Origin of the sequence: Kribbella sp. NPDC051952 (assembly GCF_040680855.1) — a bacterium.
Classification (GTDB): Bacteria; Actinomycetota; Actinomycetes; order Propionibacteriales; family Kribbellaceae; genus Kribbella.
Genome location: NZ_JBFAXQ010000019.1, coordinates 60,145 through 84,211 on the forward strand (window position 1 = coordinate 60,145; position 24,067 = coordinate 84,211).

Below are 24,067 nucleotides of genomic sequence, written 5' to 3' on the forward strand. Positions count from 1 at the left end.
AGTCGGTGAGTTCTCCGGACTCGCCCGGTTGCGGCGGTGCGCTGCGCAGGAATTTGTTTGCCTGCGGTTGGCGTTCGACGGGCCCCGTGGAATCCGTTGCTCGCGGCGACGGCGATGTCCGGCACGGGTTCGCGCTCCTCCAGCCGCGATGTGGTCAGGACCCTAGAGCGAGCGCAGAACATGCCCCAGTCCCCCGCCACCCCAAGCCTGCTGCCTGTGGATAACTCACCCCCGACACGAGCGGGGACTCCTACCCTCCGTTCCGGTGCACTCGACTCCCCGCTCTCCCCCCGGGGTGACGGGCGGGCGGGCCGTGACTGACGCTTTCAGGGATCCGAGAATCAGGCTCTCCGGCACGGCTCTAAGCAACGCTCGCGTGGGTCGATCGGACCTCGGTCCGGATCTGGTGCCCTCTGCAACTTCTCGGTAACGGGAAACTGGGGCATTGTCTGGGAAATCGATTTCTGCGACACTCCGTCGCGTGAGAAGGATTGTGAACCTCTGCGGGGACGGGGCGGTGTAGCTGTGCCGTCCCGACTCCCTCTGCCCTGTCGCCCCGGTCCCGTGGTCACCGTCGGCGTCGTGATCGGGCTGGCCTGCCTGGTCCTGTCGACCACCGCGGCCTGTACGGCGGCGCCCGGCAAGAATCCGCGCACCGACACGGCCCCGGATACGCCGTTCCGCCTCGACCGGGTCGATAACGTCACGAAGGTGGCGCAGCTGACCGGTCATGACTCGATGAACCACACCGGTGCGGTCGAGGTCGTGGGCCAGGACCTCGGCTCGATGTTCGACGCCGACGGCCGGACCTGGTTCGTCTTCGGCGACACCTTCGGGCAGCGGGACGAGGGCCAGACCGGCGGCGGTGGCACCGAGTGGCGGTCGAACACGATGGCCTGGACGACCGACACCGACCCGACCGACGGCATCACCTTCGGCGGCTACATCACCGACGAGACCGGCTGGGCCAAGGAGCTGATCCCCGGCAAGAAGGTCGACAACGACGAGATGACGATCATCCCGACGTACGGGTTCGCGGCCAACGGCGCCATGTACCTCGCCTACATGTCGGTGCGCCACTGGGGCGAACCGGGCGAGTGGGAGACCAACTACGCCGGTCTGGCGAAGTCGACCGACCACGGCCAGAACTGGACTCCGCTCGAGTCTCCGCGCTGGGACGGTGAGAGCAACTTCGTCCAGGTCAGCGTCGCCGCCCTCGACGGGAAGCTCTACTTCTGGGGCGTCACGCACGGCCGGTTCGGAGGCGTCGCCCTGATGCGGGTGACCGAGGCCGACGTCGAGCACCAGAACGCCTACGAGTACTTCACCGGCGTCCGCAACGGCGAGCCGACCTGGGGCAAAGATCCGGCCGCCGCCACCAAGATCGTGGACGGCACCGTCGGTGAGCTGTCCGTGGTGTGGAACGAGTACCTCGAACGCTGGATCATGACCGCCACGGACGGGTCCGGCGTGGGTTCCACCATCCGCGAGGGGATCTCGCCCTGGGGACCGTGGGGCGAGCCCAAACCTCTCGTCACACAAGACGACCTGCCGGGCGTCTACTCGCCGTACCTGCATCCCCGGTACGTCGCCAACGGCGGCCGGACGATCTACTTCACGATCTCCCAGTGGGATCCCTACAACGTGTTCTGGTACCGCGCCGACCTCGTCAAGACGCCGTGACGCCACCACCGACACCCAGCACCATCCATCGCAGATCACAAGGGAGCATCGACATGCGTCAACGGAGACTCAGGATCGTCGCGGCAGCGGCCGTGGCCGCGTTGCTCGTCCTCGCGGGCTGCAGCTCGAACTCCGCCAACTCGGGGAGCTCCGGGGCAAAGGGCGGTCCGGCCGAGATCACCTTCTGGCAGTCGCAGTTCGAGCCGTACCAGCAGAAGTGGTTCAAGACGTACGTCGACAAGTTCAACGCGTCGCAGACCGACGTCAAGGTCAAGTACCAGGTCGTCCCAGGTGACACCTGGCAGCAGAAACTCAAGGCCGCGCAGGCCGCCGGCACGCAACCCGACGTCGCGACGACGAACTACGGCGGCATCCCCGCGGGCGTCGCGAACGGCCAGTTCGCCGAGCTCGACGGGCTGCTGCCGGACAAGGCGTGGAGCGACCTCAAGGCCAACGTCGCCGGGTTCGTCCAGGTCGGCGGCAAGCACTACGCGTACCCGATGCTGGTCGAGCCGTCGACCGTGCTCTACTACCGCACCGACCTCGTCAAGGCTGCCGGTCTCGACCCGGCCACGCCGCCCAAGACCTGGGACGAGCTGCTCACCTGGGCCGAGAAGCTGACGAAGGGCAAGGTCAAGGGCATGTCGACCGCCTCCGTCGCGCCCGACCTCGGCTGGTCGAGCTGGGGCCTGCAGTACAACGCGTGCGGCCACCTGCCGATCAACGACGACTGGTCCGCCGCCAACGCCAAGGACCCGTGCTACACGAAGCTCTTCGAGCTGTACCAGACCCTCTTCCAGAAGGGCTGGATTCCGCAGCAGCCGAAGGTCGGTTACCCCGACGCGACGCCGTACGGTCAGGGCCAGGTCGCGATGATGGCGAACGGCTCCTGGGCGGTCGGTCAGCTCAAGCAGACCTTCCCGGCGATGATCAAGAACACCGCGGTCGCTGCGTTCCCGTCCATCGACGGCGATCCCAGCAAGCCGACCGCGACACTCGGTGGCTGGTCGCTCACGGTCGACGGCAAGTCGAAGCACAAGGAGGCGGCGGCGAAGTTCATCGAGTACCTGCTCGCGGGCGACCCGGCAGTGATGGCCGACTTCTTCCGGCAGAGTGGCTTCTCGAAGTACACCGTCCGCACCTCCGTGGACCAGGCGCTCGCCAGTGACCCGGCCGCGACGTCCGACCCGTTCATGAAGATCATCACCGACAAGGTGGTCGCGACCGGCAAGGCCGAGCCGGCGTACCCGTTCGACATCTCCCTCGCCTTCGCGACGGCGATCGAGTCCGTCATGAAGGGCAAGGCCGACATCCCGGCCGCGACGCAGAAGGCGAGCGACGCGATCGACCGCGTCATCAAGCAGCAGCGTCTCAAGGGCACGGCACCGAAGGGCTGACCGACAAATGCTCGACACCTCAACGCAGCCGACGGGCCCGGTCACCCAGGTGACCGGGCCGAACGGCCCGTCGCGCCGGCGCCGGCGCGGCGGGAAGGTCTCCGAACAGGTGCCGCGGCACCTGCGCGCGCACCTCACCGCGTACCTCATGATCACGCCGATGGTCGTGCTGCTCGGCATCTTCGTGATCTGGCCGCTCGTCTACGCCTTCTACCTCAGCTTCTTCGAGATGAGCTTCTACAAGGACGCCGACTTCGTCGGGTTCGACTTCTACAGGTTCGTGCTCACCGACCCGGACTTCTACGAGTCGCTCATGGTCGGCCTCAAGCTCGCCCTGATGGTGGTGCCGGCGATCCTTGTCCTCGCGCTGCTCCTCGCGAGCTTCATCGCGACGCTGTCGAAGCGGATGGCGGCGTTCATGAAGACGACCGTCTACGTGCCGGCCGTCGTCTCGAGCGTCGTCGCGGCGATCATCTTCGTCTTCATCTACCAGGACGAGGGCGTCGCGAACTGGTTCATCGGGCTGTTCGGCCAGGGCCCGCTCGCGTGGCTCAACACGGCGTCGACCGCGCTGCCGGCGGTGGCGATCCCCTCGATCTGGCTCGGCTTCGGCGTGTCGACCCTGATCATGCTCGCGGGCATCCTCGACATCCCCGACAGCTACTTCGAGTCGGCCAAGCTCGACGGCGCGAACTTCTGGCAGCGCACCCGCTACATCACCATTCCGTCGCTGCGCAACGTGATCCTCTTCCTGCTCGTCTCCGGCCTGACGGTGACGATCCAGGAGTTCCAGCTTCCGCTCGTGATGACGAACGGCGGTCCGGTCAACGCGACGAACACGCCGAACCTCTATATCTTCAACAGTTTCCGCGACGCCACGCCGTACGCGACGAGCTACTCGCTGACGGCGGCGCTGCTGCTCTTCATCGTCATCGGCACCATCTCGATCATCATCTTCCGGGTCGTCAGCTCCGAGAAGTCGTCGGACGCCTGAGGTGGCGTCATCGAAAGGACTCCGATGAACCGCTCGTGGTACGCCCCGCGCCGGCTGCTGTCGTACCTGCTCGTCGCCGGTATCGCCGTGACCGCGCTCTTTCCGCTCGCGTGGATGGCGATCTCCGGCTTCAAGGGCCAGACCGAGGTACTGCGCAGCCCGTTCCAGTTCTTCCCTGATGTCTGGCAGCTCGACAACTACCGCCAGATCCTCGCGGACCCGGCGTTCGTCCGTGCCATGGGCGTGACGTTCGGCGGGGCCGTCATCTTCACCGTCGCGAGCCTCACGGTGAACTCGATGGCGGCCTACGCGTTCGCCCGCCTCGAGTTCGCCGGGAAGCGGCTGTGGTGGCTCGTCTGCATCACGCCGATGTTCGTACCGGCGATGGCGATCCTGCTCACGTCGTTCGTCGTGGTGAGCAAGCTCGGCATGCTCGACACCCTGGCGGTGCTGATCATCCCCGGCGTCGCGGCGAGCGGCCAGATGTTCTTCCTGCGGCAGTTCTATCTCAACATGCCGGCCGCGGTGGAGGAGGCCGCGCTGATCGACGGCGCGACCCGGTGGCAGATCTTCCTGCAGATCTTCGTACCGCAGTCACTCGGGCCGTTCGTTGTCGTCGGCATCGCCTCGTTCCTCGGGTACTGGAACTCGTACGTCTGGCCGGTGCTCGTCATCTCGAACCCCGATCTGACCCAGATCATGCAGTACCTCGCCACGTTCCGGTCCGCGCGCGGCAACGAGTGGGGCCTGCTGATGGCCGGATCGACGCTGGCGGCGCTGCCGACGATCCTGCTCGTGCTCATCTTCCAGCGCTACATCGTCAACGGCGTCCGCCTGGCGGGCATCAAGTGACGCCAGGGCGCTGACAGGTCACCGGCATCCTGGGCGACAGGCCGGGGAAAGTAATGTACCTCTGGTAGTTGTCTCAGGTACTTTTTTGCCGTAGGCACCGACTGCCCCCTCGGTGCCGCCTGCGCTGCAGGTGTCCCTGCCCTTGAGGAGTCCCCATGCGGTACCCGTTCCGAACCTCCCTGGCCGTGGCTCTCGCCGCGGCCCTGGCTCTCGCCGGCTGTTCCTCGTCCGGTACGTCGGGAACCGCGTCCGGTGGATCCGGGGGCACCCTGGTCGTCGGCGTCACCTCGGACCCGGACACGCTGTTCCCCTGGAAGGCAACGCAGTTCCAGGCCGTCAACGTGCTGCAGAACATCTACGGGACCCTGACCGAGTTCGACAAGGACCTGAAGGTGGTGCCGGGCCTGGCCAAGGAGTGGAAGGCAAGCGACGGCGGCAAGACCCTCACCCTGACCCTGCGTGACGGTGTCACGTTCAGCGACGGCAGCCCGATGGACTCGGCGGACGTGAAGTTCTCGCTCGACAAGATCATGGACGAGAAGACCGCGGCCGTCGCCCGTGCCTCGCTCGCCTCCGTGAGCGCCGTACAGGCACCCGACCCGCACACGGTCGTGCTCAAGCTCAGTACGCCGGACGCCGGGCTGCCGGCGAACCTGGCCAGCACCAACCTGGCGATCCTGTCGTCCACGGACACCGAGCAGAAGCTCGGCTCGGCCACCAACGGCACCGGCCCGTACAAGCTGTCGAAGCGGACGGCGAGCCAGTCCCTGACGCTGGCCAAGAACGACAAGTACTGGGGTACGGACAAGCCCAAGCTGGACACCATCGAGTTCCGCGTGATCCCGGACGAGTCCTCGATCGTGTCCGCGATGCAGTCCGGTAACGTCCAACTGGCGGTCTTCGACGACCCGCTGGTCGCCAAGACCGCCGAGGGTGGCAACCTCCAGGTCGCCAAGACGCCGCAGCTGAGCTACCACGTGCTGCAGCTGAACGCCCGCCATGGTGACCTCGCCGACCTCAACGTCCGGCTGGCGATCCAGTGTGCGATCGACCGTAAGCAGGTGCTGGACGCGGCCGCGCTCGGCGAGGGCGAGGTGACCGGTCCGATCACGGCGCCGGAGTTCAAGTCCGACCCGGCGCAGCGGCCCTGCGCCCAGCGGGATCTGACCAAGGCGGCCGACTACCTCGCGAAGGCCGGCAAGCCCGACGGGTTCCACCTGAAGGCAATCGTCTCCCAGGGCGAGTACGCGACCTCGGTCAACGAGGCCCAGAGCCTCAAGGCCCAGCTCGCCGACGCCAAGATCACCCTCGACCTGGAGACGCTCGAGTCCGGCGCGTTCGTCGACCGGTGGGTGGCGGGAACGTTCGACGCCGCCGTCGCCCTCAACGGCGGCCGACCCGATCCCGACGGCATGTACGGCCGCTACTTCACGAGCAAGGGCAACCTGAACAAGGTGGCCGGCTACAGCTCCCCCAAGCTCGACCAGCTCTTCGCGGCCGGCAAGGCCAGCACGGACGACGCGCAGCGCAAGCAGATCTACAGCCAGGTCTCGGCCGAGCTGGAGAACAACGCGGCGTGGATCTGGCTCTTCACCGGGTTCACCTACACCGCCACCACCTCCCAGGTGCAGGGATTCGTCCCGATGGTGAACGGTTCCCTGCAGTACTTGCGCGCGACAACCATCAACTGATGGTCCGGCGTCTCCTGCGGCACCGCGTCGTACGGCGTATCGCGAGCACGATCGGCACCCTCCTCGGTGTTGCCGTCTTCGTGTTCGTGATGCTCCGTGCGATCCCGGGCGACCAGATCACGGCCGGACTCGGCACCGAGGCCGCGGCGCTGACCCCGACACAGCGAGAAGCGCTGTCCCAGTACTACGGACTCGACCAGCCGCTCCCGGTCCAGTTCTTCTCCTGGCTGGGCAACGTGTTCACCGGGAACCTCGGATTCTCCGCACGGGCCCAGCGCAGCGTGCTCGACCTGACGCTCGCCTCGTTGCCGGTGACACTGGAGTTGGCCGTCCTCGCAATCGTGCTCGCGATCCTCATCGGCGTACCCCTGGGCATGCTGGCGGCCTCGAAGCCCGAGTCGCCGCGGGATGTGCTCGGCCAGGTGGTGAGCCTGGCGGGCCTGTCCGTGCCTGCGTTCCTGCTGGCCACGACGCTGCTGTCGGTCTTCGCCGCCGAGCTCGGCTTCAACCCCAATGGGCGAGGTTTCGCGACGCTGGTGCAGGATCCGGGCCTGAATCTGCAGCAGATGTTCATGCCCGCGCTCGTGCTCGGGTTCGGCATCGCCGCACCGATCCTGCGCACGACCCGGACCGCGGTCCTCGACATCCGGTCCAATGACTTCATCCGGACCGCCCGCGCCAAGGGGGTGCCGCCACGCCGGCTGCAGTTCAAGCATGTGCTCGGCAACGCACTGGTGCCGATCGTGACGATGACCGGCCTGCAGTTCGGCTACCTCCTCGGTGGAGCGGTGGTCGTCGAGCAGATCTTCTCGCTCCCCGGCATCGGCCGGCAGGTCCTACTCGGCATCCAGCAGAAGGAGTACGCCGTGGTCCAGAGCACGGTGCTGGTGATCGCGCTCGCCTTCGTGCTCGTCAACCTGCTGACCGACACGCTCTATCGGATCATCGACCCGAGGGTGCGTGCGTCATGACCGATATCTCCCAGGCTGCGGAGATCCCCGCCGGCACCCGCCCGCACGGGCTTCTCATCCTGCGCAGCCGGACGGCAGTCACCGGACTGGTCGTCCTCGCGATCCTGCTGGTCCTGGCCCTGCTCTCAGCGCTCGGCCTGCTGCCTCACGATGCGATCGCCCAGGATCCGACGGCGAGGTTGCAGTCACCGTCGGGCAGCCACCTTCTCGGCACCGACCAGTTCGGCCGCGATGTCTTCGCCCGCGTAGCCGCAGGCGTGGCCAACTCGGCCCTGATCGCGGTCGTGGCGGTCGCCTTCGCAGCCGTCGTCGGAACCCTCGCCGGTCTCGTCGCGGGCTTCTACCGCGGCGCCTCGGACGGACTGATCGGCGGCGTCACGAACGTGCTGCTCGCGTTCCCGCCGCTGCTGCTGGCGCTGGCCCTGGCCTCGGTGCTCGCCCGCAACTGGTTCACCGTCGCGGTGACGATCGCGATCGTCTACGTGCCGATCTTCATCCGGGTCACCCGTGGGCCGGTCCTCTCGCTCCGCGAGATCGAGTACGTCAAGGCGGCCGTCAGCACCGGTCAGAGCCGGTGGATGGTGATGATCCGCCACGTCCTGCCCAACATCAGCTCGATCGTCGTCATCCAGGTGGCGCTGTCGCTGTCCTGGGCGGTCCTCACCGAGGCGTCCCTGAGCTTCCTCGGCCTCGGCACCCCTCCCCCGGCGCCGTCACTCGGCTCGATGATCCTCGAGGCCCGCACGCTCGTGTACGTCGCTCCGTGGACGATGATCGGCCCCGGCGTGGCGATCGTGCTCTTCGTCATCGGCCTGAATCTCCTCGGCGACGGACTGCGGGACACCCTCGACCCACGCAGCCGGAGCGGGCGATGAGTGACCTGCGGGCAACTGCCACCCGCCTGATCGCCTACGCCGGTGCTCCCCCGGGCATCGTCCTGGGGATCAACACTCCGGACCTCAAGGCGTCGGTCAGTGCCGGTTATCGAACCGTCGAGTGGGAGGGCGACGTACGGCGTGGGATGGCGGAGATGACCGTGGAGACCCACCACGATCTCGCCTCGGTCACCAAGGTTGTGGCTACGACGACGGCGCTGATCCGGCTGGTGTCCGCGGGCATGGTCGACCTCGATGCCGCCGTACGCCGCTATCTGCCGACCTTCACCGCCGACGCAACGGTCCGGGATCTCCTCCTCCACCGAGCCGGCCTCTGGGAGTGGTATCCCCTCTACATCACTCCTGACCCGGTGGAGGCGCTGCCACTGCGGTACGAACCTGGCCGCGAACGTCACTACTCCGATCTCGGCTTCATCCTGCTGGGACGGATCATCGCAACGGTCTTCGGCGCGGACCTGTCGTCGGCCGTGACCGACCTCGTCACCACTCCACTCGGGTTGAGCAGCACGCGGTTCGCCCACCCAGCGGGCGAAGCGGTCGCGACCAGCGCCCGCGACGATCGGGTCGAGATGACGATGCTCGACACCGGGCAGCCCTACCCGGTACCACACCGCAGTACCGAGTTCACCGGCTGGCGGCACCACTCGATCGACGGGGAAGTTGCCGACGGCAACTCCTACCACGCCTTCGGCGGCGTCTCCGGCCACGCCGGTCTCTTCTCGACCGTGCCGGATCTCCTGCGCTGGGCGACGGCTTTGGCCAACTACGAGGAGTACGAGGCGCTCTGGCGGCCGGACGTCGCCCGGGAATTCTTCACCGCAGGACCGGACGAGTCGCAGGCGTTGGGTTTCCGGCGCTACCGTCTCGACCTGCCCGACGAAACAGTCACCGTGCTGGGTCATCCCGGGTACGTCGGTTGCGCGGCGGGCTTCGTCCCGGGTCGCGGCATTGCGCTGGCCCTCGGGAGCAACCGGCTGCTCGTCGACGGACCTCCGGTCGGCACCGAGGCGCTCTTCACCGAGCTGCTCACCACAACCGGCGATCTGGCCCGAGGAGTTGCCCGATGACCGAGGTCGACGTACCGCTGCTGGCGATCCGGGACCTGACGGTCGCGTTCCGGACGCGGGACCGTGAGGTGACCGCGGTTCGCGGGGTCAGCCTGGAGATCCAGGCCGGGCAGACGGTCGCGGTCGTGGGCGAGTCGGGTTCCGGCAAGTCCACCACAGCCGCCGCGATCAATCGGCTGCTGCCCGGCAACGGCCGCATCGTCAGCGGCGAGGTGCTGTTCGAGGGCCGGGATCTCGCCCAAGCCAGCGAACGCGAGCTGACCGCGATCCGTGGCGCGGGGATCGGGCTGGTCCCGCAGGACCCGATGTCCAACCTCAACCCACTGATGCGGATCGGCGAGCAGATCGCCGAGGCACTCGTCGTCCATGGGCAGAGCACCGGCGCACGTGCCAAGGCGATCGAGTTGCTCGAACAGGTCGGCATCCCCGAGCCGGAGCGTCGGGCCGCGCAGTACCCGCACGAGTTCTCCGGCGGTATGCGCCAGCGGGCCCTGATCGCGATGGGGCTGGCCTGCCGCCCGAAGCTCCTGATCGCCGACGAACCCACGTCGGCGCTCGACGTGACCGTCCAGCGACGGATCCTGGATCAGCTCGAGCAACTCACCGCCGAGATGGGAACGGCGATCCTTCTCATCACCCATGACCTCGCGCTGGCCGCGGAGCGGGCCGACACGATCCTGGTGATGTACCGCGGCGAGATCGTCGAGGCCGGACCGGCCGCCGAGATCATCGCCAGGCCGCAGCACGAGTACACCCAACGGTTGCTCCGGGCGGCGCCCAGCCTGACGACGGTCAGCATGGTGACGAAGCTCGCCCCGGCCGACGCCGCGAACCCTGCCGAGGTCGCGAACCCGACCGACCTGGTCCGGATCGAGGACCTGCGCAAGGTCTTCACGCTGCGTGCGTCGAAATCCGGCGCCGCCTCCGAGTTCACCGCCGTCGACGGTGTCAGCCTCACCATCCCGCGTGGACAGACCGTTTCCATCGTCGGCGAGTCCGGGTCGGGCAAGTCGACCACGGCGAATCTGCTGCTGGGCCTGGAAGACATCACCTCCGGGCACATCCTCTTCGACGGCACAGACCTCACCTCCCTGAGCCGGCGCGACCTCTTCGCCTTCCGCCGCCGGGTGCAGCCCGTGTTCCAGAACCCGTACGCCGCACTCGACCCGAGGTACACCGTCGAGCAGTCGATCGCCGAACCACTACGAGTCCACCGGGTAGGCACGAAAGCGACTCGTACGAAGACCGTGGCCGAGCTGCTCGACAAGGTCTCGCTGCCGTCCGAGCTGGCCGACCGGCTACCGCACGAACTCTCCGGCGGTCAGCGTCAACGGGTGGCGATCGCCCGGGCGCTCGCCCTCTCCCCCGAACTCGTCGTACTGGACGAAGCCGTGTCCGCGCTCGACGTCCTCGTCCAGGCGCAGATCCTCGAACTGCTCGCGGAACTGCAACGGGAGCTCGGCCTCAGCTACCTGTTCATCAGCCACGACCTGGCCGTCGTACGGATGATCTCCCACACCGTCCACGTCATGCAGACCGGCCGAATCGTCGAAGGCGGCCGCCCCGACGACCTCTTCACCAACCCCCAGAACCCCTACACCCGCGAACTCCTGGCCGCCATCCCGAACCCGTCAGGCGTGTAGTCACAGGCATTGCCCCGAGCAACGATCAGTCGGCGGCGTGCGGGTCGAGGCCCTCGATCAGCGCGTTGAGGCCGGTGCTGAACTCGTGGTCCGGGCCGAGGACCGCGACCTGCTCGGCAAGTTGGACGAGGTGGGCCGCTTCGGGAGAGAGATCGCCGTCCGGGAAGAGGATGGCGCTGCCGTCGCGGGCCGATTGCTGTTCCAGCGTCGCACCGATGGTGTAGCGGGAGACGGCGATGAAGGCCAGGATCGCGTCCGCCCCAGTGAAACCTTGCCGCTCGAGGAGCGAGACCTGCGCGATCGCGTTGGTGAGCTCAGGAGCTCTCGGCCCGGCAACCACCAGCAAACGCGCCCCGTCCCGGACTGCGAGCATGGCACGACGCAGACTGTGCGAGTTGCGGGCGAGGAAGTCGCGCCAGTCCTCGTTCGGTTCCGGCAAGCGGTCGGTGTGCCAGCGTGCGAGCACCTCGGTGGCGACCGCGGCCAGGATCTCCTGTTTGTCGTGGAAGTGGTGGTAGAGCGCCGGCTGCCGCACCCCGAGGCGGGCCGCCACAGCATGCAGCGACAACTTGTCGAGGCCTCGCTCGTCGAGGACCTCGATCGAGGCAGCCACGATGGCCTGGCGATCCGTCCGTCGTTGCTGGGGCACGCGGGGAACCGTACCGGGAAGAGCTGAAGTTTATCAATGATAAGCTTCAGCTCACTGTGACCACGAGCGAAGGAGATGAGTCATGGACCAAGGGGATGCCTGGAGCGGGATTGTCCGGAAGAAGTCGCGTGGACTCTTCGACGGCTCGAATCTCTATCGCCGGCTCGAGGTCGAGTTCGACGACGGCGCGGTCCGGAAGATCAAGGTGAATCGCGACCTCTGGAAGCAACTCGAGGTCGGTGACCGGGTAGTGAAGGACGCCGGCGCCGATCCGAGCCGCGGCTGATCGCCTGCTACCGCTTGGCAGTCAGCCGGCGTGTAGCTGTTCGAATCTGTCGAGGAGGTAGGACAGGCCGTCCTCGAAGTTGTCGGTCTGGGCGGCGAAGCCTTGGCGCAGCAGCGGCACGATGTGGGGGTAGTCGCCGCTTTCGGCGCGTTCGGTCAGATAGCTGTTGACACTCGAGGTCCACTCGCCGGCGGCCGCTGGATCTGACGGTACGGCGCGTCGCTGCGCGGTGAGCCGGATGACATAGCCGACTGTGTAGTCGTTGACGGCTGTCGCGATGCTCCAGGCCGCTTGGTCGTCCAGAGCCAGCGGCGCCAAGGCTCGCATCCACTCGTCGAGGACCCGGAGGGTGTTCGGTCCCAGCGGGATCCGGTCGACCTGCACTTCGATCGTCCACGGGTGCGCCATCCCCTGGTCCCGCGTACGCCGCGCGATGGCCTCGAGCGCACTCCGCCACCGCGGCGGGAGTTCGTCGCCGAGCAAGCACTCCCCCGCGACCTGGTCGAACATGAGGTCGAGCAGGTCCTCCTTGCTCGACACATGCCCGTACAGGCTCATCGGCCGGACCTCGAGCGCCGCGGCGACGCTCCGGATCGAGACGGCGTCGAGCCCGTCGCGGTCGGCGATATCGACCGCCGCCTGCACGATGGCACCACGCGTGAGCGTCCTTCGCCGGGGCCGGCGGTCGTTCCGCGCCCAGACCGGTCCCGCAGTCTGACGGGTCGGTTCAGGCATCTGACCTCCGGTCGGCGGCGCCACGGGCGGGCGCTCGTGCGGGCATCGGCGGTACAGGATATCCGCCGGCGAAGGCGTCGAAGTCGGTCACCTCCTCCTGCTCGGCGAGGTCGGACCGCTTCTTCTCGGACGCGAACGTCAGTACGCCGATCACGACCAGGCAGACCGCGATCGCCACGAACAGCCACTGCCGGTCGACACCACCCCTGAGATCGATCGTGCGGATCGTGGCGACCGCGAGGATCCACAGCAACGACAACGGCATCAGCCGGGTCCAGCCGAAGTGCATGAACTGGTCGTAGCGCAGCCGCGGCAGCGACGCGCGCAGCCAGATGAAGACGAAGATGAAGAACATCACCTTGCCCATGAACCACAGGACCGGCCAGTAGCCGCTGTTCGCGCCGTCCCAGACCAGGTTGATCGGCCAGGGTGCGTGCCAGCCGCCCAGGAACAGCGTGGTGGCCATGGCCGACACCGTCGCCATGTTCACGTACTCGGCAAGGAAGAACAGCATGAACTTCGCCGACGAGTACTCGGTGTGGAACCCGCCGACCAACTCACCCTCGGCCTCGGGCAGGTCGAACGGTGCCCGGTTGGTCTCGCCGATCATCGAGATCACGTAGATCACGAACGACGGTGCGAGGACCAGGCCGTACCAGATCTTGTCCTGCGCCGCGACGATCTGCGAGGTCGACATCGAACCGGCGTACAGGAACACGGCGACAAACGACAGGCCCATCGAGATTTCGTACGAGATCATCTGGGCGCTCGACCTCAGTCCGCCGAGCAGGGAGTACGTCGCCCCGGACGACCAGCCGCCCAGCACGATGCCGTAGATGCCGACCGAGGCCATCGCGAGCACGAAGATCACTGCGACCGGCAGATCGGTCAACTGCAGCGGGGTGTGGGTGTCGCTCCACGGCAGCTTCACGGACGGCCCGAACGGGATCACCGACCAGGTGAGAAACGCCGGAATCACCACGATCAGCGGCGCGCACAGGAAGACCACCTTGTCGGCCGTCTTCGGGATCAGATCCTCTTTCAGGATCAGTTTCATGCCGTCGGCAAGCGATTGGAGCAGCCCGAAGGGACCGTTGACCGTCGGGCCGATGCGCTGCTGCATCCGGGCGACCACCCGGCGCTCGGCCCAGATGTTGAACAGCGTCAACAGCATCAGGAGCACGAAGATCAGCACTGCCTTGAGCACCAGCAGCCACCAGGCGTCGTGCCCGAACTGCGGCAACTCCGCAGCGCTGCTCCACCGAATGCCGTGCATTGCCATCGTCCCTCCGCCGTCTCCGCTAACAGATACGGTGTATCATTAAGAGTGAACGGGTCGCAAACGACAAAGGGAAAATCAGTCTGGCCGGGGTCTGGTTGTGTCGTAGTGTCGCTCTCTGATCGTTCGCCGGAGAGGGAGCTCAGAGTCTCGGTCATGGATGCCAACGGATTTCCTGCCCAGTCAGCACGAACCCGCCGGTTCACCCTCGGAGTGCCGCGCGCCTTCAGCCTCTCGCCCGCGGGCGACCGCGTGCTGTTCCTGCGAACCCGCGGCCCGGAGGACCGGACCAGCTGTCTCTGGATGCTCGACGGCGACGAGGAGCGGCTCCTGGTCGCTCCTGAGGATCTCGGCCCCGGCGGCCCGGTTCCCGACGAGGAGAGGATCCGGCGCGAGCGGGCTCGGGAGAGTGCGGCCGGGGTGGTCGCGTACTCGGCCGACTCGGACCGGAACGTCATCGCCTTCGCGGTCAGTGGTGATCTGTGGGTACTCGAGGTGGGCTCCCGGCCGCGGCCGGTCGCGACGGCCGGCCCGGTCGTCGATCCCCGCCTCGATCCGACCGGGAGCCGCGTCGCGTACGTGACCGGCGGAGCGATCCGGGTCGTAGAGCTTGCTGACGGCAACGATCGCCTGCTCGCCGCCGACCCGGACCCGGACGTCAGCTGGGGGCTCGCCGAGCACGTCGCGTCGGAGTCGATGGGGCGATTTCGCGGCCACTGGTGGTCGCCGGACGGCACCCGCCTGCTGGTGACGAGGGTCGATCTCGGCCCGGTCCAGCGGTGGTGGATCGCCGACCCGGCGAATCCGGCCAGCCCGCCACGAGAGATCGCCTACCCCGCGGCCGGCACGCCGAATGCCCTGGTGTCGCTGCACGCCTTCGCCCTGACCGGCGAATCCGTCGAGCTCGAGTGGGACCGGACGGCGTACGAATATCTCGCTTCGGTGGGATGGGACGCGCACGGCCCACTGCTCAGCGTGCAATCACGGGACCAGCGGACGCTGCAGGTGCTCGCAGCCGATCCAGACACCGGCCGGACAACTCTCCTGCACGAGCAGACCGATCCAGCGTGGATCGAGCTGATTCCTGGCACTCCGGCTCGGACGGCGGCGGGCAAGGTCATCCACACCGAGGACAGCGGATCGACCCGACGGCTGATCATCGACGGCGAGCCGGTTACCCCGGACGGCTTGCAGATCAGGGAGATCCTTCAGGTCACCGGCGACTCGGTGCTGTTCCGCGCGAACGACGAGCCCACCGAGTGCCACCTCTGGCTGATCGACGAGACCGGGCTGCACCAGTTGAGCGAGGGGCCCGGCTCTCACACCGGTGTCCGCGTCGACGACGTACTGCTGCTCGACTCCAACACCGAAGCAGGGCGCACCTTCACCGTCCGCCGGGCCGGGCGTCCGGACCAGCAGATCACCTCACTCCGCGCAGAACCGGTGATCAGTCCGCGTACCACCTGGCTGCGGGCCGGTGAGGACGAGATCCGGACCGCACTCCTCCTGCCCTCCTGGTACCAGCCGGGCGAACGGAAGCTGCCGGTGCTGATGGCGCCGTACGGCGGGTCCGCGATGGCATTGGTGATGCGGGTGAGCGCCGGATGGTTCTACACCGCCCAATGGTTCGCCGAGTCCGGGTTCGCGGTGGTCATCGCCGACGGCCGCGGCACGCCGGGACGTGGCCCGGTGTGGGACAAGACGGTGTTCCACGACACGTTGTCGGGGCCATTGGAGGACCAGGTGATCGCGCTGCAGGCGGCAGCGGCGTACTGCCCGGACCTCGATCTCGACCGCGTCGGGATCATGGGCTGGAGTGCCGGTGGCACGCTCGCGGCGGCCGCGGTCCTCCGCAGGCCCGACGTCTTCCATGCCGCGATCGCCGGAGCACCCGTGACCGACAAGCGTCTGTACGACACGCACTGGCAGGAGCGGTATCTCGGTCATCCCGACGAGTTCCCCGAGGTTTACGACCATACGTCGCCGATCAACGATGCGGCCAAGCTGGTCCGCCCACTGCTCCTCGTCCACGGTCTGGCCGACGACAACGTAGTTGCCGCCCACACCCTTCGCTTGTCCTCCGCCCTCCTGGCGGCAGGCCGCCCGCACCAGGTCCTCCCACTGTCCGGTGCCACCCACCGGCCCACCAACACAGCCGCCGTAGAAGGCATGATGCGCCACCAACTTCACTTTCTGACCGAATCCTTAAAGGGCTAGCCCTCGCGCGATCAGAAGTAGAGCGTCGAGCCGATCTGCGCGGTGGACGTCGGGCCGCCGAAGGCACGGGCGGCTTCGGCGGTGGCTTCGGCGGGCTGAAGGAGTGGGCCGACATGGGTGACGACCAGGTGCTTCGCTCCAGTACGGCGGGCGAGCCGGCCGGCCTGCTCCGGGGTGTGATGGACCTCCGTGGGCACGGGATCGTTTGCCTCGCACAACAAAAGATCGGTGCCGTCGGCAATCTCGTCCATGGCCGCGCAGGGAGCACAGTCACCCGAGTAGACGAGGCTGCGACCGTCGGCCTCCGCTCGCAGTGCGTACGCCTCGGTTCCGTGCTCGACCGCCCGACTGATCAGCCGCAGGTCCTGCAGCTGCACCTGATGCCCGTCGGACAGCGGCCGGAGCTCAATGACATCGCTCACGAAGGACGGGTCGGGCTGGGCGAAGAATCCGGCCAGCCGAGATCCAAGGGCTTCGGGTGCATAGACAGGGAGCGGCGCCGCTCGGGCGGGGAGCTCGCCGTACGCCAGGGCGTAGTAGGCGGTCAGCAGGTCGCCGATGTGGTCCAGATGGAGGTGGGAGAGCCAGACCGCATCCAGTGCGGCCAGGGAGGTGTGCCGGAGCAGCTCGCTCAGCGAGCCAGGCCCCGCATCCACCCACACCTCAGCCCCGCCGGCCCGAAGCAGATAACCAGAGCAGGGCTGATCCGGGCGCGGATAAGGAGCGGCGGTCCCAAGAATTGTGAGCGTGGTCAGAGCGCAGATCCAATCAAGCCAGGAGTCGGGCAAGCACCTTGATACCAGATGGCGCGTCAACCACAGAGAAGGGTTCACTGCTGTGCCGCAACGGTTTGTCGTCTTCGATGCCATGGGTGTCCTCTACCGCCACGGCAACGTCGTACGAGACGTCCTCCTCCCCTACCTGCGCGACCACGGCTGCACTCGTACCGAGGCCGAAATCCGCGAGGTCTATCGCCGCTGCACGCTGGGCGAAATCTCGACCGGCGAACTCTGGGCCTCCCTTGGAGTAGCTGGGACGGCCAACGATGCCGACTACTGCCAGCGGCACGAGCTGACACCAGATGCCCCACAGACCTTGCAGAAACTCCAGGAGGCCGGCATCACACCGTTGGTGCTGACCAACGATGCCGGGCCGTGGTCGGAGCAGTTGCGGCACCGGTTCGATCTCGATACCCACGTCGCCGCGTGGTTCGTCAGCTCCGAGATCGGTGCTCGCAAGCCGGACCCTGCCGCCTACCAACCGGTGCTCGCCCACCCGGGTCTGGACCCTGCCCGGACGCCTTTCGTCGACGACCGACCCACCAACCTGCTCGCGGCCCGCGCGGCCGGCTTCCAGCCAGTCCTCTTTCACAGCGACGACACCGACGCCAACCTCGAGGCCGGTTTCCAGCCACCCCTCATTCGGAGCATGTCCGAGCTGTGGAAATACCTGACCGCCACCGATCGCGGGGTCCGGCCCTTTCGGTGAAGGTTGGAACCCGGATGCAGGGTTCGGCAACGACACTGGTGACGGGGCCGGTGGAGTGAAGGGAAGCGGTGGGATGGGTGTCCGTGGGGAGAGATGGTGATCGGGCTGGGCGCCGAGCAGCCTGACTCGGTCGTGGCGGCAACCGATCTGGCCTTGTGGGAGCGTGCTTCGGCGGGTGACGAGGAGGCGTTCGGTCAGTTGTACGACCGGCACGCCAGGGCGGTGTTCAACTTCCTCCATCGGCGTACGGCGTCCTGGGCGGACGCCGAGGACCTCACGTCGGCCGTCTTCCTGCTGGCCTGGAGACGACGGGCTGAACTGGTGCTGGACCGCAACTCGATCCTGCCCTGGCTCCTCGGTGTCGCGGACCGCACCGCCCGGACCGCGTGGCGATCCAAGTTTCGTTACCGCCGGTCACTCTCCACGCTCAAGAACCTGGCCGCGGACGAGCAGGACCATGCCGACGACGTCGCCGAGCGGGTCGACCGCGACGTACAGCTCCGCAAGGTCCGCGATCAACTCACCCGGCTGCCGCGGCACGAACAAGAGATCGTCGAGCTCTGCGTCTGGGCAGGCCTCGATCAGCAGGCTGCCGCGATCGCCCTCAACATCCCGCTCGGCACGGTGAAGTCCCGGCTGTATCGCGCCCGTCAGCACCTCCGTGAGCTCCTTGCCCCGAATTCCGAGGAAGAACGATGACCAACGACCTGATCCCACCGCCCGAGCTCGACCTCCGACCAGCCACCCGAGGACGCCAGCGGAACGAGCTGATGCGGGTCGTGGCGCGCGAATCCACTCGCCGGCGGGTTCCGCGGGCACCGAACCTGATCGCGGCCGCGGCCGTTGCCGCTGTGATCGCCGGTGGCCTGTTCGGCATCCCGGCGTACCGGGACAGCAACCGCTCCCCCGATCCGGCGGCGACACCCAGCAGCCGGCCGCTGTCCACGATCCACCAACTCACCGCCGCCGAGATCAAGACGACGCTGGCGGCCTGCAGAGCGCAGACGAATGCGGTTGCCGCAGGCACCAAAGGACGCTTCGGGAACACCACCGTGGTTGACGCCTTCACCTTCACCGATGTGAAGAGCGCCGGATACACGAAGACGTGGCTGGTCGGCCGGCGCCCCACGCCGCCGTTGCAAGACACACTCGAGGTCTGCGGCCTCGACATCAACGGCAAGCTGGTGAGCGCCCAGGAGACCGTCGTCGCGCCGATGTCCCTGATGAGCCTGGTCGAGTCCAGCGGGCGAAACTACGGGCGGTTCAGCCTCCCGGTGGCCCGGGTGACCGTTCAGGCCACCGATGGCCCGGAGATCGACGCCGTGGCGCGCAACGGATTCTGGTTCGCTCCGCTCGAGCACACCACCAAGCCGTTCGACTCCTGGGAGAGCGCGGCGCGGCAGAGCGTCGGTTCGCCGGTCGGCGTGTATCCCGGCGTCCGGCTGCGCGGGTACTCCGGATCCGGTCGGCTGCTGTACGACTCCGCCCGGGACGCGTACAAGTTCGAGGATTGCTGGCCGTCCGGTGGCGGCGAGGCGGTTTGCCCGCAAACCGCCTGGAAGCGCGCCGACCCCACGCGCTGAGTGGCTGCTTCGTGCCTTGGGTCGGGCACGAAGCAGCCGCAGGTGTTGCTGTTAGGGATTGTTGGCTACGCCCTCGTCGATCTTGGGACCGCGGGCCGCGGTGATGGCGGCGTAGCTGATGCCTGCGATCGCCGCGCCGACGATCGGGGCCACGATGAACAGCCAGACCTGACCGAGCGCCGAACTCCCCGCGAACCAGGCGACGCCGAGCGAGCGGGCTGGGTTGACCGAGGTGTTGGTGACCGGGATGCCGACCAGGTGGATCAACGTGAGGGACAGGCCGATGGCGATCGGGGCGAATCCCTTGGGTGCCCGGTCGTCGGTCGAGCCGAGGATCACGTACAGGAAGAAGGCCGTGAGTACGATCTCGACGATCGCGCAGGCCAGGAACGAATAGCCGCCTGGCGACCGATCGCCGTACCCGTTGCTGGCGAATCCACTGTCGACGGCGCTGAAGCCGTCCTTGCCGCTGGCAACAGCCAGCAGAAGAGCGCCGGCCACCGTGCCGGCGACGATCTGGGTGACGATGTACGTCGGGACCCATTTCCACTCGATGCGCTTGGCAACGGCCAGGCCGATCGTGACCGCCGGGTTGAAATGACCGCCGGACACGTGACCAACGGCGTACGCCATGGTCAGCACGGTCAGGCCGAAGGCCAGCGCGACACCGAGATACCCGATGCCGACCGGAACCTTGTCCGGGGTGAGCACGACTCCCGCCAGGACGGCCGCCCCGCAGCCGCCGAACACGAGCCAGAACGTTCCAAGAAACTCCGCGCCGATCCGAGCCGCAGGACTAGACGATTCCACGACTACCTCCTCATCGAACCCCCGTTGAAGGTGAAGCACTATCGTCACAGTAAGCCATCGCCCTATGACATTTAGTGAAGGCAACGATCACAATTTCGAGTTGTACGGTCGGCGGAACGACTTTGACGCTTGCGGCTGATCGGAGATGTGAACTGGTGACGTCCAGGCTGGTTTGTGTTGGTGATCTTGTTGAGGACGTTGTGGTTTGGGTGGAGGGGGTGCCGCGGGCTGGGACGGATAACGCCGCGCGGGTTCACCGCGCGCGTGGCGGTGCGGCCGCCAATGTGGCGGTGTTTGCGAGCAGTCTTGGTACGACGGTTCGGTTTGTTGGGCGGGTTGGGGACGATGCTGCCGGCGAGGCGCTCGTGGGGGCACTGACCGCGGCGGGGGTTGATGCCAAGGTGCAGCGGGAGGGCCGCACCGGGACGATCGTGATTCTCGTGGATGCCGATGGGGAGCGGACCATGTTTCCGGATCAGGCCGCCGCCGCGCAGTTGAGCGGCGTACCGGATGCTTGGATCTCCGGCGCGGACGCGGTTCACCTTTCTGCGTATTCATTGGTCGGCCCGCCCTTGCGTGTCCTTCAGCGAGCTTCCGAGATCGCTCGTGCTGAGGGCGCGATCCTCACCATCGACGCGGCGTCGGTCGGCCTGATCGATTCGATCGGACCAGCGATCTTCCGCGACTTGATCCGGACTTTGCAACCGACGTACATCTTCGCGAACGGGATCGAAGCCGAAAGCTGTTCCCTGCAAGAACTCGCCGGGCCTGGCACGACAGTCGTGGTCAAGAATGGCAGCGAACCCACTCGCGTCCACCTCGCCGCCAACAGGTCGGTCACGGTTAAGGTGTCCCCGATCGACCACGTCCGTGACACCACTGGCGCCGGTGATGCGTTTGCGGCGGGCTTCCTTTCCGCCGTACTCGACGGTGCCGATACCGTCGATGCGGTCGAGGCCGGTCACCTCCTCGCCAGGAGGGTTCTCACCGAGCCCGGCGCCGCTCTGACCACCGAGGAAGGCCGAACTGTTGGTGACTGAGATTGCCCAGCCGATTGTGTCCGATGACGTGGCACAAGCTCTCGCCGAAGGCCGCGCGGTCGTCGCGCTCGAGTCGACCATCTTCTCGAACCTCGGCCTGCCCGCCCCGGCGAACGCCGAGGCACTTGAGCTCTGCAAGAAGGCAGTCCTCGACCAAGGCGCCGTACCGGCCGTGACCGCGATCCTCGACGGCCGGCCGCACGTCGGTCTCACGCCGGACGAGGAGCAGCGGGTGCTGCAAGGCACGCGCAAGACCGCCGAGCGCGACCTCGCAGTGGCCCAAGCACAAGCGTGGGATGTCGGCGTCACGACGGTTTCCGCGTCGGTCGCGCTGGCTCATGCGGCGGGCATCTCGGTGTTCGCCACCGGCGGTATCGGGGGTGTCCACCGCGGCTCGGAGCTCACCGGGGACATCTCGGCCGACCTCGATGCCATTGCCAACCATCCGGTCATCACGGTCTGCGCCGGCGCCAAGGCGTTCCTCGACCTGCCCCGGACCCTCGAGTACCTCGAGACCATCGGCGTACCGGTCCTCGGCTGGCAGCACGACTGGTTCCCGGCCTTCTATACCAGGTCGAGTGGTCTGTCAGTCCCCCACCGTGTCGACGACGAGCAGGTGGTCTGCGACGTACTCCGCTTCCGGTCCCGGCCGGACACCGGGGTCCTGCTCACGGTCCCGATTCCGGTCGAGCACGAGATCCCCGAGTCGCGGATCACCGCCGTACTCACGGCTGCCTTGGAGGCCAGTGATCGCGCCGGAATCACCGGCCCCGCGATCACGCCGTACGTCCTCGAAAGGATCGAGAAGGAGACCGACGGGCAGAGCATCCCGGCCAACCTCGCCCTGGCCCAGAACAACGCCGCCATCGCAGCCCGCGTCGCCGTAGCCTCAGCTCGGACATGAAAGGTCTCGTCGGGCTGATGGTGGCCATCGCCGCGGGTGATCGCGCGGCGGTGAGCGCGTCGCTCGACGCCCTACCGCGGTTGGCGACGGAGCGATTGGCGCGACCCGACGAACGCTTCATCGCCGAGTGCCAGGTCCAGGTCTGCGCCGAGCCCCTGCACGCAGCCGTGAGCGGCGCCGGGTCCGGCGCCGCCAAGCTCGAGCAGCGGATCATCATCCAGCTCCTCGATGAGGCCACCTGCGCTTAGATCAACGTGCTGCTCCTCGGATTGCCGCCTGTTGTTGGGCTGTCAGGGCGAGGCGCATGGTTTCGAAGGTGTGTTCTTGGGGCGCGGCTGAGGTGGTTCGGTTCTGTACGTCGCTGATCAGATCGCCGTAGTAGGTGGTCTTCACCTCGGAGCAGTCGATGTACTGCGTGCCTTCCTGGTTGACCAGGAAGAGGTGGTCACCGCCGTCCCGGCCCGCGATGTCGACGTACTTGCGCAGCTCGATGTACCCGTCGGTGCCGAGGATCATCAGGCGGCCGTCACCCCAGGTCGGCAGCCCGGCCGGCGTGTACCAGTCGACCCGGATGTAGCCCTGGGCGTTCTCACTGCGGAGCAGGATCTCGCCGAAGTCCTGCAGTCCCGGCTCGTCGGGGTTGGCGAAGTTGCCGACCGTACTGGCGACGACCTCGGCGGTCCGCGCTCCGGTGAACCAGAGGAACTGGTCGATCTGGTGCGAGGCGATGTCGGTCAGGATTCCGCCGTACCGGTTCTTGTCATAGAACCAGTCCGGGCGGCCGGCTCCACCGCCGAGGTGGGCGCGGTCACCGACGCGGTGCGGCCCGATCCCGAGGGTCTGTACGACGGTGCCGATCTTGCCCTCGCGGACCAGTTCGCCCGCCTTGATCACGCTGGGCACCTCGAACCGCTCGGAGAACGTCACCGACCAGAACCGCCCGCTCTGGCTGACCGCCTTCTCGATCTCCTCCAGCTGATCCAGACTGGTGCAGCCGGGCTTGTCGGTCACGACGTCCTTGCCGGCCCGCAGCGCGGCGACCGCGATCGGCCCGCGTCGATCCGGTACGGCGGCAGTCACGATCAGGTCGATCCCGTCCCGGCCGATCAGCTCGTCCGCGCTCTCGACCACCGGAACGTCCGGGTACTGCTCCCGGACCCGGGTCGCGATCGCGGCCGACGGGTCGTCGGTCGCCATCCCGGCGAACTCCGCTCCAGCCGCGATGAGCCCCGCGATCTGCCCGAAGATATGCGCGTGATCAAGCCCGACGGCGGCGAACCTGACAGCTTGCGTGGAAGTCACTCGGATCCCTCTCAACTCGGCGAACCTTCGACTACCCACCACCCTATGCCAGCCCGGTAAACGTTTGCCAACCCAACCAGTGTCCTACTGACTAGGGTGCGGGTATGTCAGATGGCTCAATCCGGCCGGCGACGCCGGCCGATCTCGACGGCGTGGTCGCCTGCGTGACGGCGCTCTTCGTTCAGGACAGCGGCACCCGGGACCCTTTGCGCAATCAGGGCTGGCCCGCGGCTCACGCAGCCGAGTGGTGCGCGGGAATGATCGCCGCTCCGAGCGCGCTGGTCCTGGTCGCGACCGACGGCGAGGACGTGGTCGGTCATCTGATCGGGGACCTCATGCCGGCCTCGGACATGTGGACCGGGGCGCGGGCCGAACTGGTGAGCATGTACGTCGACCCGGCCAGTCGTGGTGCCGGGGTCGGCGGACGACTGGTGGACGCGTTCGTTGCCTGGGCCAAGGATGGTGGAGCGGCCCGCCTCACGGTCACGGCGTACGCCGAGAACGAAGCCGCGCTCGCTCTGTATCGCAAGCACGGCTTCGCTCCGCTGTCCATCATCTCAACCGTCGACCTTTGATCCGC

24 protein-coding genes are annotated in these 24,067 nt (G+C 67.3%); 18 read left to right on the top strand and 6 right to left on the bottom strand.

Annotation, left to right across the window (positions count from 1 at the left end; translation table 11 throughout):
* Nucleotides 1–525 precede the first annotated feature (525 nt).
* The 9 genes from AB0L70_RS29865 (at nt 526) to AB0L70_RS29905 (ending at nt 11,194) form a co-directional block, all read left to right on the top strand.
* Nucleotides 526–1,683, top strand: a complete 1,158-nt coding sequence (locus AB0L70_RS29865) for a DUF4185 domain-containing protein (protein ID WP_363689990.1) — start codon at nt 526–528, stop codon at nt 1,681–1,683.
* A 53-nt stretch (nt 1,684–1,736) separates the two neighbouring features.
* Nucleotides 1,737–3,080, top strand: coding sequence for an extracellular solute-binding protein (locus AB0L70_RS29870; RefSeq protein WP_363689992.1), 1,344 nt, complete (start codon nt 1,737–1,739; stop codon nt 3,078–3,080).
* Nucleotides 3,081–3,087: 7 nt separating this feature from the next.
* Nucleotides 3,088–4,074, top strand: coding sequence for a sugar ABC transporter permease (locus AB0L70_RS29875; RefSeq protein ID WP_363689994.1), 987 nt, complete (start codon nt 3,088–3,090; stop codon nt 4,072–4,074).
* Nucleotides 4,075–4,098: 24 nt separating this feature from the next.
* Entirely contained in the window at nt 4,099–4,926 is an 828-nt protein-coding gene (locus AB0L70_RS29880; protein ID WP_363689996.1) for a carbohydrate ABC transporter permease, read from the top strand.
* A gap of 155 nt (nt 4,927–5,081) precedes the next feature.
* Nucleotides 5,082–6,617, top strand: a complete 1,536-nt coding sequence (locus AB0L70_RS29885) for an ABC transporter substrate-binding protein (RefSeq protein ID WP_363689998.1) — start codon at nt 5,082–5,084, stop codon at nt 6,615–6,617.
* A complete protein-coding gene (locus AB0L70_RS29890) occupies nt 6,617–7,588 on the top strand; it encodes an ABC transporter permease (RefSeq protein ID WP_363690000.1) in 972 nt (323 codons plus the stop codon). The genes AB0L70_RS29885 and AB0L70_RS29890 overlap by 1 nt, the downstream gene beginning before the upstream one ends.
* Nucleotides 7,585–8,463 (top strand): ABC transporter permease, encoded by an 879-nt coding sequence (locus AB0L70_RS29895; RefSeq protein ID WP_363690002.1) that lies wholly within the window; start codon nt 7,585–7,587, stop codon nt 8,461–8,463. The genes AB0L70_RS29890 and AB0L70_RS29895 overlap by 4 nt, the downstream gene beginning before the upstream one ends.
* On the top strand, nt 8,460–9,551 hold the full coding sequence (locus tag AB0L70_RS29900; protein WP_363690004.1) for a serine hydrolase domain-containing protein: 1,092 nt from the start codon (nt 8,460–8,462) through the stop codon (nt 9,549–9,551). The genes AB0L70_RS29895 and AB0L70_RS29900 overlap by 4 nt, the downstream gene beginning before the upstream one ends.
* On the top strand, nt 9,548–11,194 hold the full coding sequence (locus AB0L70_RS29905) for an ABC transporter ATP-binding protein (protein ID WP_363690006.1): 1,647 nt from the start codon (nt 9,548–9,550) through the stop codon (nt 11,192–11,194). The genes AB0L70_RS29900 and AB0L70_RS29905 overlap by 4 nt, the downstream gene beginning before the upstream one ends.
* Nucleotides 11,195–11,219: 25 nt before the next feature.
* Here the strand turns inward: AB0L70_RS29905 and AB0L70_RS29910 are convergent, their stop codons facing one another.
* On the bottom strand, nt 11,220–11,843 hold the full coding sequence (locus AB0L70_RS29910) for a TetR/AcrR family transcriptional regulator C-terminal domain-containing protein (protein WP_363690008.1): 624 nt from the start codon (nt 11,841–11,843) through the stop codon (nt 11,220–11,222).
* Nucleotides 11,844–11,925: 82 nt separating this feature from the next.
* Between AB0L70_RS29910 and AB0L70_RS29915 the strand changes: the two genes are divergently transcribed.
* The gene (locus AB0L70_RS29915) at nt 11,926–12,129 is read left to right on the top strand and encodes a hypothetical protein (protein WP_363690010.1); all 204 of its coding nucleotides are present in this window, start codon (nt 11,926–11,928) and stop codon (nt 12,127–12,129) included.
* Between the two features lie 21 nt (nt 12,130–12,150).
* Here AB0L70_RS29915 and AB0L70_RS29920 read toward each other — a convergent pair whose 3' ends face one another.
* Together AB0L70_RS29920 and nuoH are read right to left on the bottom strand one after the other, a co-directional pair.
* Entirely contained in the window at nt 12,151–12,864 is a 714-nt protein-coding gene (locus tag AB0L70_RS29920; RefSeq protein ID WP_363690012.1) for a TetR/AcrR family transcriptional regulator, read from the bottom strand.
* On the bottom strand, nt 12,857–14,140 hold the full coding sequence (gene nuoH / locus AB0L70_RS29925) for an NADH-quinone oxidoreductase subunit NuoH (protein WP_363690014.1): 1,284 nt from the start codon (nt 14,138–14,140) through the stop codon (nt 12,857–12,859). Before nuoH ends, AB0L70_RS29920 begins: the two co-directional genes overlap by 8 nt.
* 159 nt (nt 14,141–14,299) lie before the next feature.
* Between nuoH and AB0L70_RS29930 the strand changes: the two genes are divergently transcribed.
* Entirely contained in the window at nt 14,300–16,360 is a 2,061-nt protein-coding gene (locus tag AB0L70_RS29930; RefSeq protein WP_363690016.1) for a prolyl oligopeptidase family serine peptidase, read from the top strand.
* 11 nt (nt 16,361–16,371) lie between these two features.
* Here the strand turns inward: AB0L70_RS29930 and AB0L70_RS29935 are convergent, their stop codons facing one another.
* Complete coding sequence (locus tag AB0L70_RS29935; RefSeq protein WP_363690018.1) at nt 16,372–17,175, bottom strand: MBL fold metallo-hydrolase; 804 nt, start codon at nt 17,173–17,175, stop codon at nt 16,372–16,374.
* Between the two features lie 22 nt (nt 17,176–17,197).
* On the opposite strand from AB0L70_RS29935, the gene AB0L70_RS29940 reads away from it, so the two are divergent.
* The 3 genes from AB0L70_RS29940 to AB0L70_RS29950 all read left to right on the top strand — a co-directional run bounded on the left by AB0L70_RS29940 (nt 17,198) and on the right by AB0L70_RS29950 (nt 19,431).
* Nucleotides 17,198–17,848, top strand: a complete 651-nt coding sequence (locus tag AB0L70_RS29940) for an HAD-IA family hydrolase (protein WP_363690020.1) — start codon at nt 17,198–17,200, stop codon at nt 17,846–17,848.
* A 93-nt stretch (nt 17,849–17,941) separates the two neighbouring features.
* Nucleotides 17,942–18,547 (top strand): sigma-70 family RNA polymerase sigma factor, encoded by a 606-nt coding sequence (locus tag AB0L70_RS29945; RefSeq protein ID WP_363690022.1) that lies wholly within the window; start codon nt 17,942–17,944, stop codon nt 18,545–18,547.
* On the top strand, nt 18,544–19,431 hold the full coding sequence (locus tag AB0L70_RS29950; protein WP_363690024.1) for a hypothetical protein: 888 nt from the start codon (nt 18,544–18,546) through the stop codon (nt 19,429–19,431). The genes AB0L70_RS29945 and AB0L70_RS29950 overlap by 4 nt, the downstream gene beginning before the upstream one ends.
* Nucleotides 19,432–19,482: 51 nt before the next feature.
* Here AB0L70_RS29950 and aqpZ read toward each other — a convergent pair whose 3' ends face one another.
* Nucleotides 19,483–20,241 (bottom strand): aquaporin Z, encoded by a 759-nt coding sequence (gene aqpZ, locus AB0L70_RS29955; RefSeq protein ID WP_363690026.1) that lies wholly within the window; start codon nt 20,239–20,241, stop codon nt 19,483–19,485.
* A 74-nt stretch (nt 20,242–20,315) separates the two neighbouring features.
* Between aqpZ and AB0L70_RS29960 the strand changes: the two genes are divergently transcribed.
* From AB0L70_RS29960 to AB0L70_RS29970, 3 genes are read left to right on the top strand one after another with little or no spacing between them, the layout of a single operon-like run.
* Nucleotides 20,316–21,281: a PfkB family carbohydrate kinase gene (locus tag AB0L70_RS29960; RefSeq protein ID WP_363690028.1), complete on the top strand. Its 966-nt coding sequence runs from the start codon at nt 20,316–20,318 to the stop codon at nt 21,279–21,281.
* Nucleotides 21,274–22,185, top strand: a complete 912-nt coding sequence (locus AB0L70_RS29965; protein WP_363690030.1) for a pseudouridine-5'-phosphate glycosidase — start codon at nt 21,274–21,276, stop codon at nt 22,183–22,185. The genes AB0L70_RS29960 and AB0L70_RS29965 overlap by 8 nt, the downstream gene beginning before the upstream one ends.
* Nucleotides 22,182–22,433 (top strand): hypothetical protein, encoded by a 252-nt coding sequence (locus tag AB0L70_RS29970; RefSeq protein ID WP_363690032.1) that lies wholly within the window; start codon nt 22,182–22,184, stop codon nt 22,431–22,433. Before AB0L70_RS29965 ends, AB0L70_RS29970 begins: the two co-directional genes overlap by 4 nt.
* 1 nt (nt 22,434) lies before the next feature.
* Here the strand turns inward: AB0L70_RS29970 and AB0L70_RS29975 are convergent, their stop codons facing one another.
* Complete coding sequence (locus AB0L70_RS29975) at nt 22,435–23,487, bottom strand: Gfo/Idh/MocA family oxidoreductase (protein WP_363690034.1); 1,053 nt, start codon at nt 23,485–23,487, stop codon at nt 22,435–22,437.
* A 104-nt stretch (nt 23,488–23,591) separates the two neighbouring features.
* Between AB0L70_RS29975 and AB0L70_RS29980 the strand changes: the two genes are divergently transcribed.
* Entirely contained in the window at nt 23,592–24,062 is a 471-nt protein-coding gene (locus tag AB0L70_RS29980) for a GNAT family N-acetyltransferase (protein WP_363690036.1), read from the top strand.
* The last annotated feature ends 5 nt before the right edge of the window (nt 24,063–24,067 follow it).

Excerpts from the sequence above, each read along its gene's own strand:
- AB0L70_RS29870 (WP_363689992.1), top strand. The coding sequence starts at position 1,737 with ATGCGTCAACGGAGACTCAGGATCGTCGCGGCAGCGGCCGTGGCCGCG.
- AB0L70_RS29875 (WP_363689994.1), top strand. The coding sequence starts at position 3,088 with ATGCTCGACACCTCAACGCAGCCGACGGGCCCGGTCACCCAGGTGACC.
- AB0L70_RS29880 (WP_363689996.1), top strand. The coding sequence starts at position 4,099 with ATGAACCGCTCGTGGTACGCCCCGCGCCGGCTGCTGTCGTACCTGCTC.
- AB0L70_RS29885 (WP_363689998.1), top strand. The coding sequence starts at position 5,082 with ATGCGGTACCCGTTCCGAACCTCCCTGGCCGTGGCTCTCGCCGCGGCC.
- AB0L70_RS29890 (WP_363690000.1), top strand. The coding sequence starts at position 6,617 with ATGGTCCGGCGTCTCCTGCGGCACCGCGTCGTACGGCGTATCGCGAGC.
- AB0L70_RS29895 (WP_363690002.1), top strand. The coding sequence starts at position 7,585 with ATGACCGATATCTCCCAGGCTGCGGAGATCCCCGCCGGCACCCGCCCG.
- AB0L70_RS29900 (WP_363690004.1), top strand. The coding sequence starts at position 8,460 with ATGAGTGACCTGCGGGCAACTGCCACCCGCCTGATCGCCTACGCCGGT.
- AB0L70_RS29905 (WP_363690006.1), top strand. The coding sequence starts at position 9,548 with ATGACCGAGGTCGACGTACCGCTGCTGGCGATCCGGGACCTGACGGTC.
- AB0L70_RS29915 (WP_363690010.1), top strand. The coding sequence starts at position 11,926 with ATGGACCAAGGGGATGCCTGGAGCGGGATTGTCCGGAAGAAGTCGCGT.
- AB0L70_RS29920 (WP_363690012.1), bottom strand. The coding sequence starts at position 12,864 with ATGCCTGAACCGACCCGTCAGACTGCGGGACCGGTCTGGGCGCGGAAC.
- nuoH (WP_363690014.1), bottom strand. The coding sequence starts at position 14,140 with ATGCACGGCATTCGGTGGAGCAGCGCTGCGGAGTTGCCGCAGTTCGGG.
- AB0L70_RS29930 (WP_363690016.1), top strand. The coding sequence starts at position 14,300 with ATGGATGCCAACGGATTTCCTGCCCAGTCAGCACGAACCCGCCGGTTC.
- AB0L70_RS29945 (WP_363690022.1), top strand. The coding sequence starts at position 17,942 with ATGGTGATCGGGCTGGGCGCCGAGCAGCCTGACTCGGTCGTGGCGGCA.
- AB0L70_RS29950 (WP_363690024.1), top strand. The coding sequence starts at position 18,544 with ATGACCAACGACCTGATCCCACCGCCCGAGCTCGACCTCCGACCAGCC.
- AB0L70_RS29970 (WP_363690032.1), top strand. The coding sequence starts at position 22,182 with ATGAAAGGTCTCGTCGGGCTGATGGTGGCCATCGCCGCGGGTGATCGC.
- AB0L70_RS29980 (WP_363690036.1), top strand. The coding sequence starts at position 23,592 with ATGTCAGATGGCTCAATCCGGCCGGCGACGCCGGCCGATCTCGACGGC.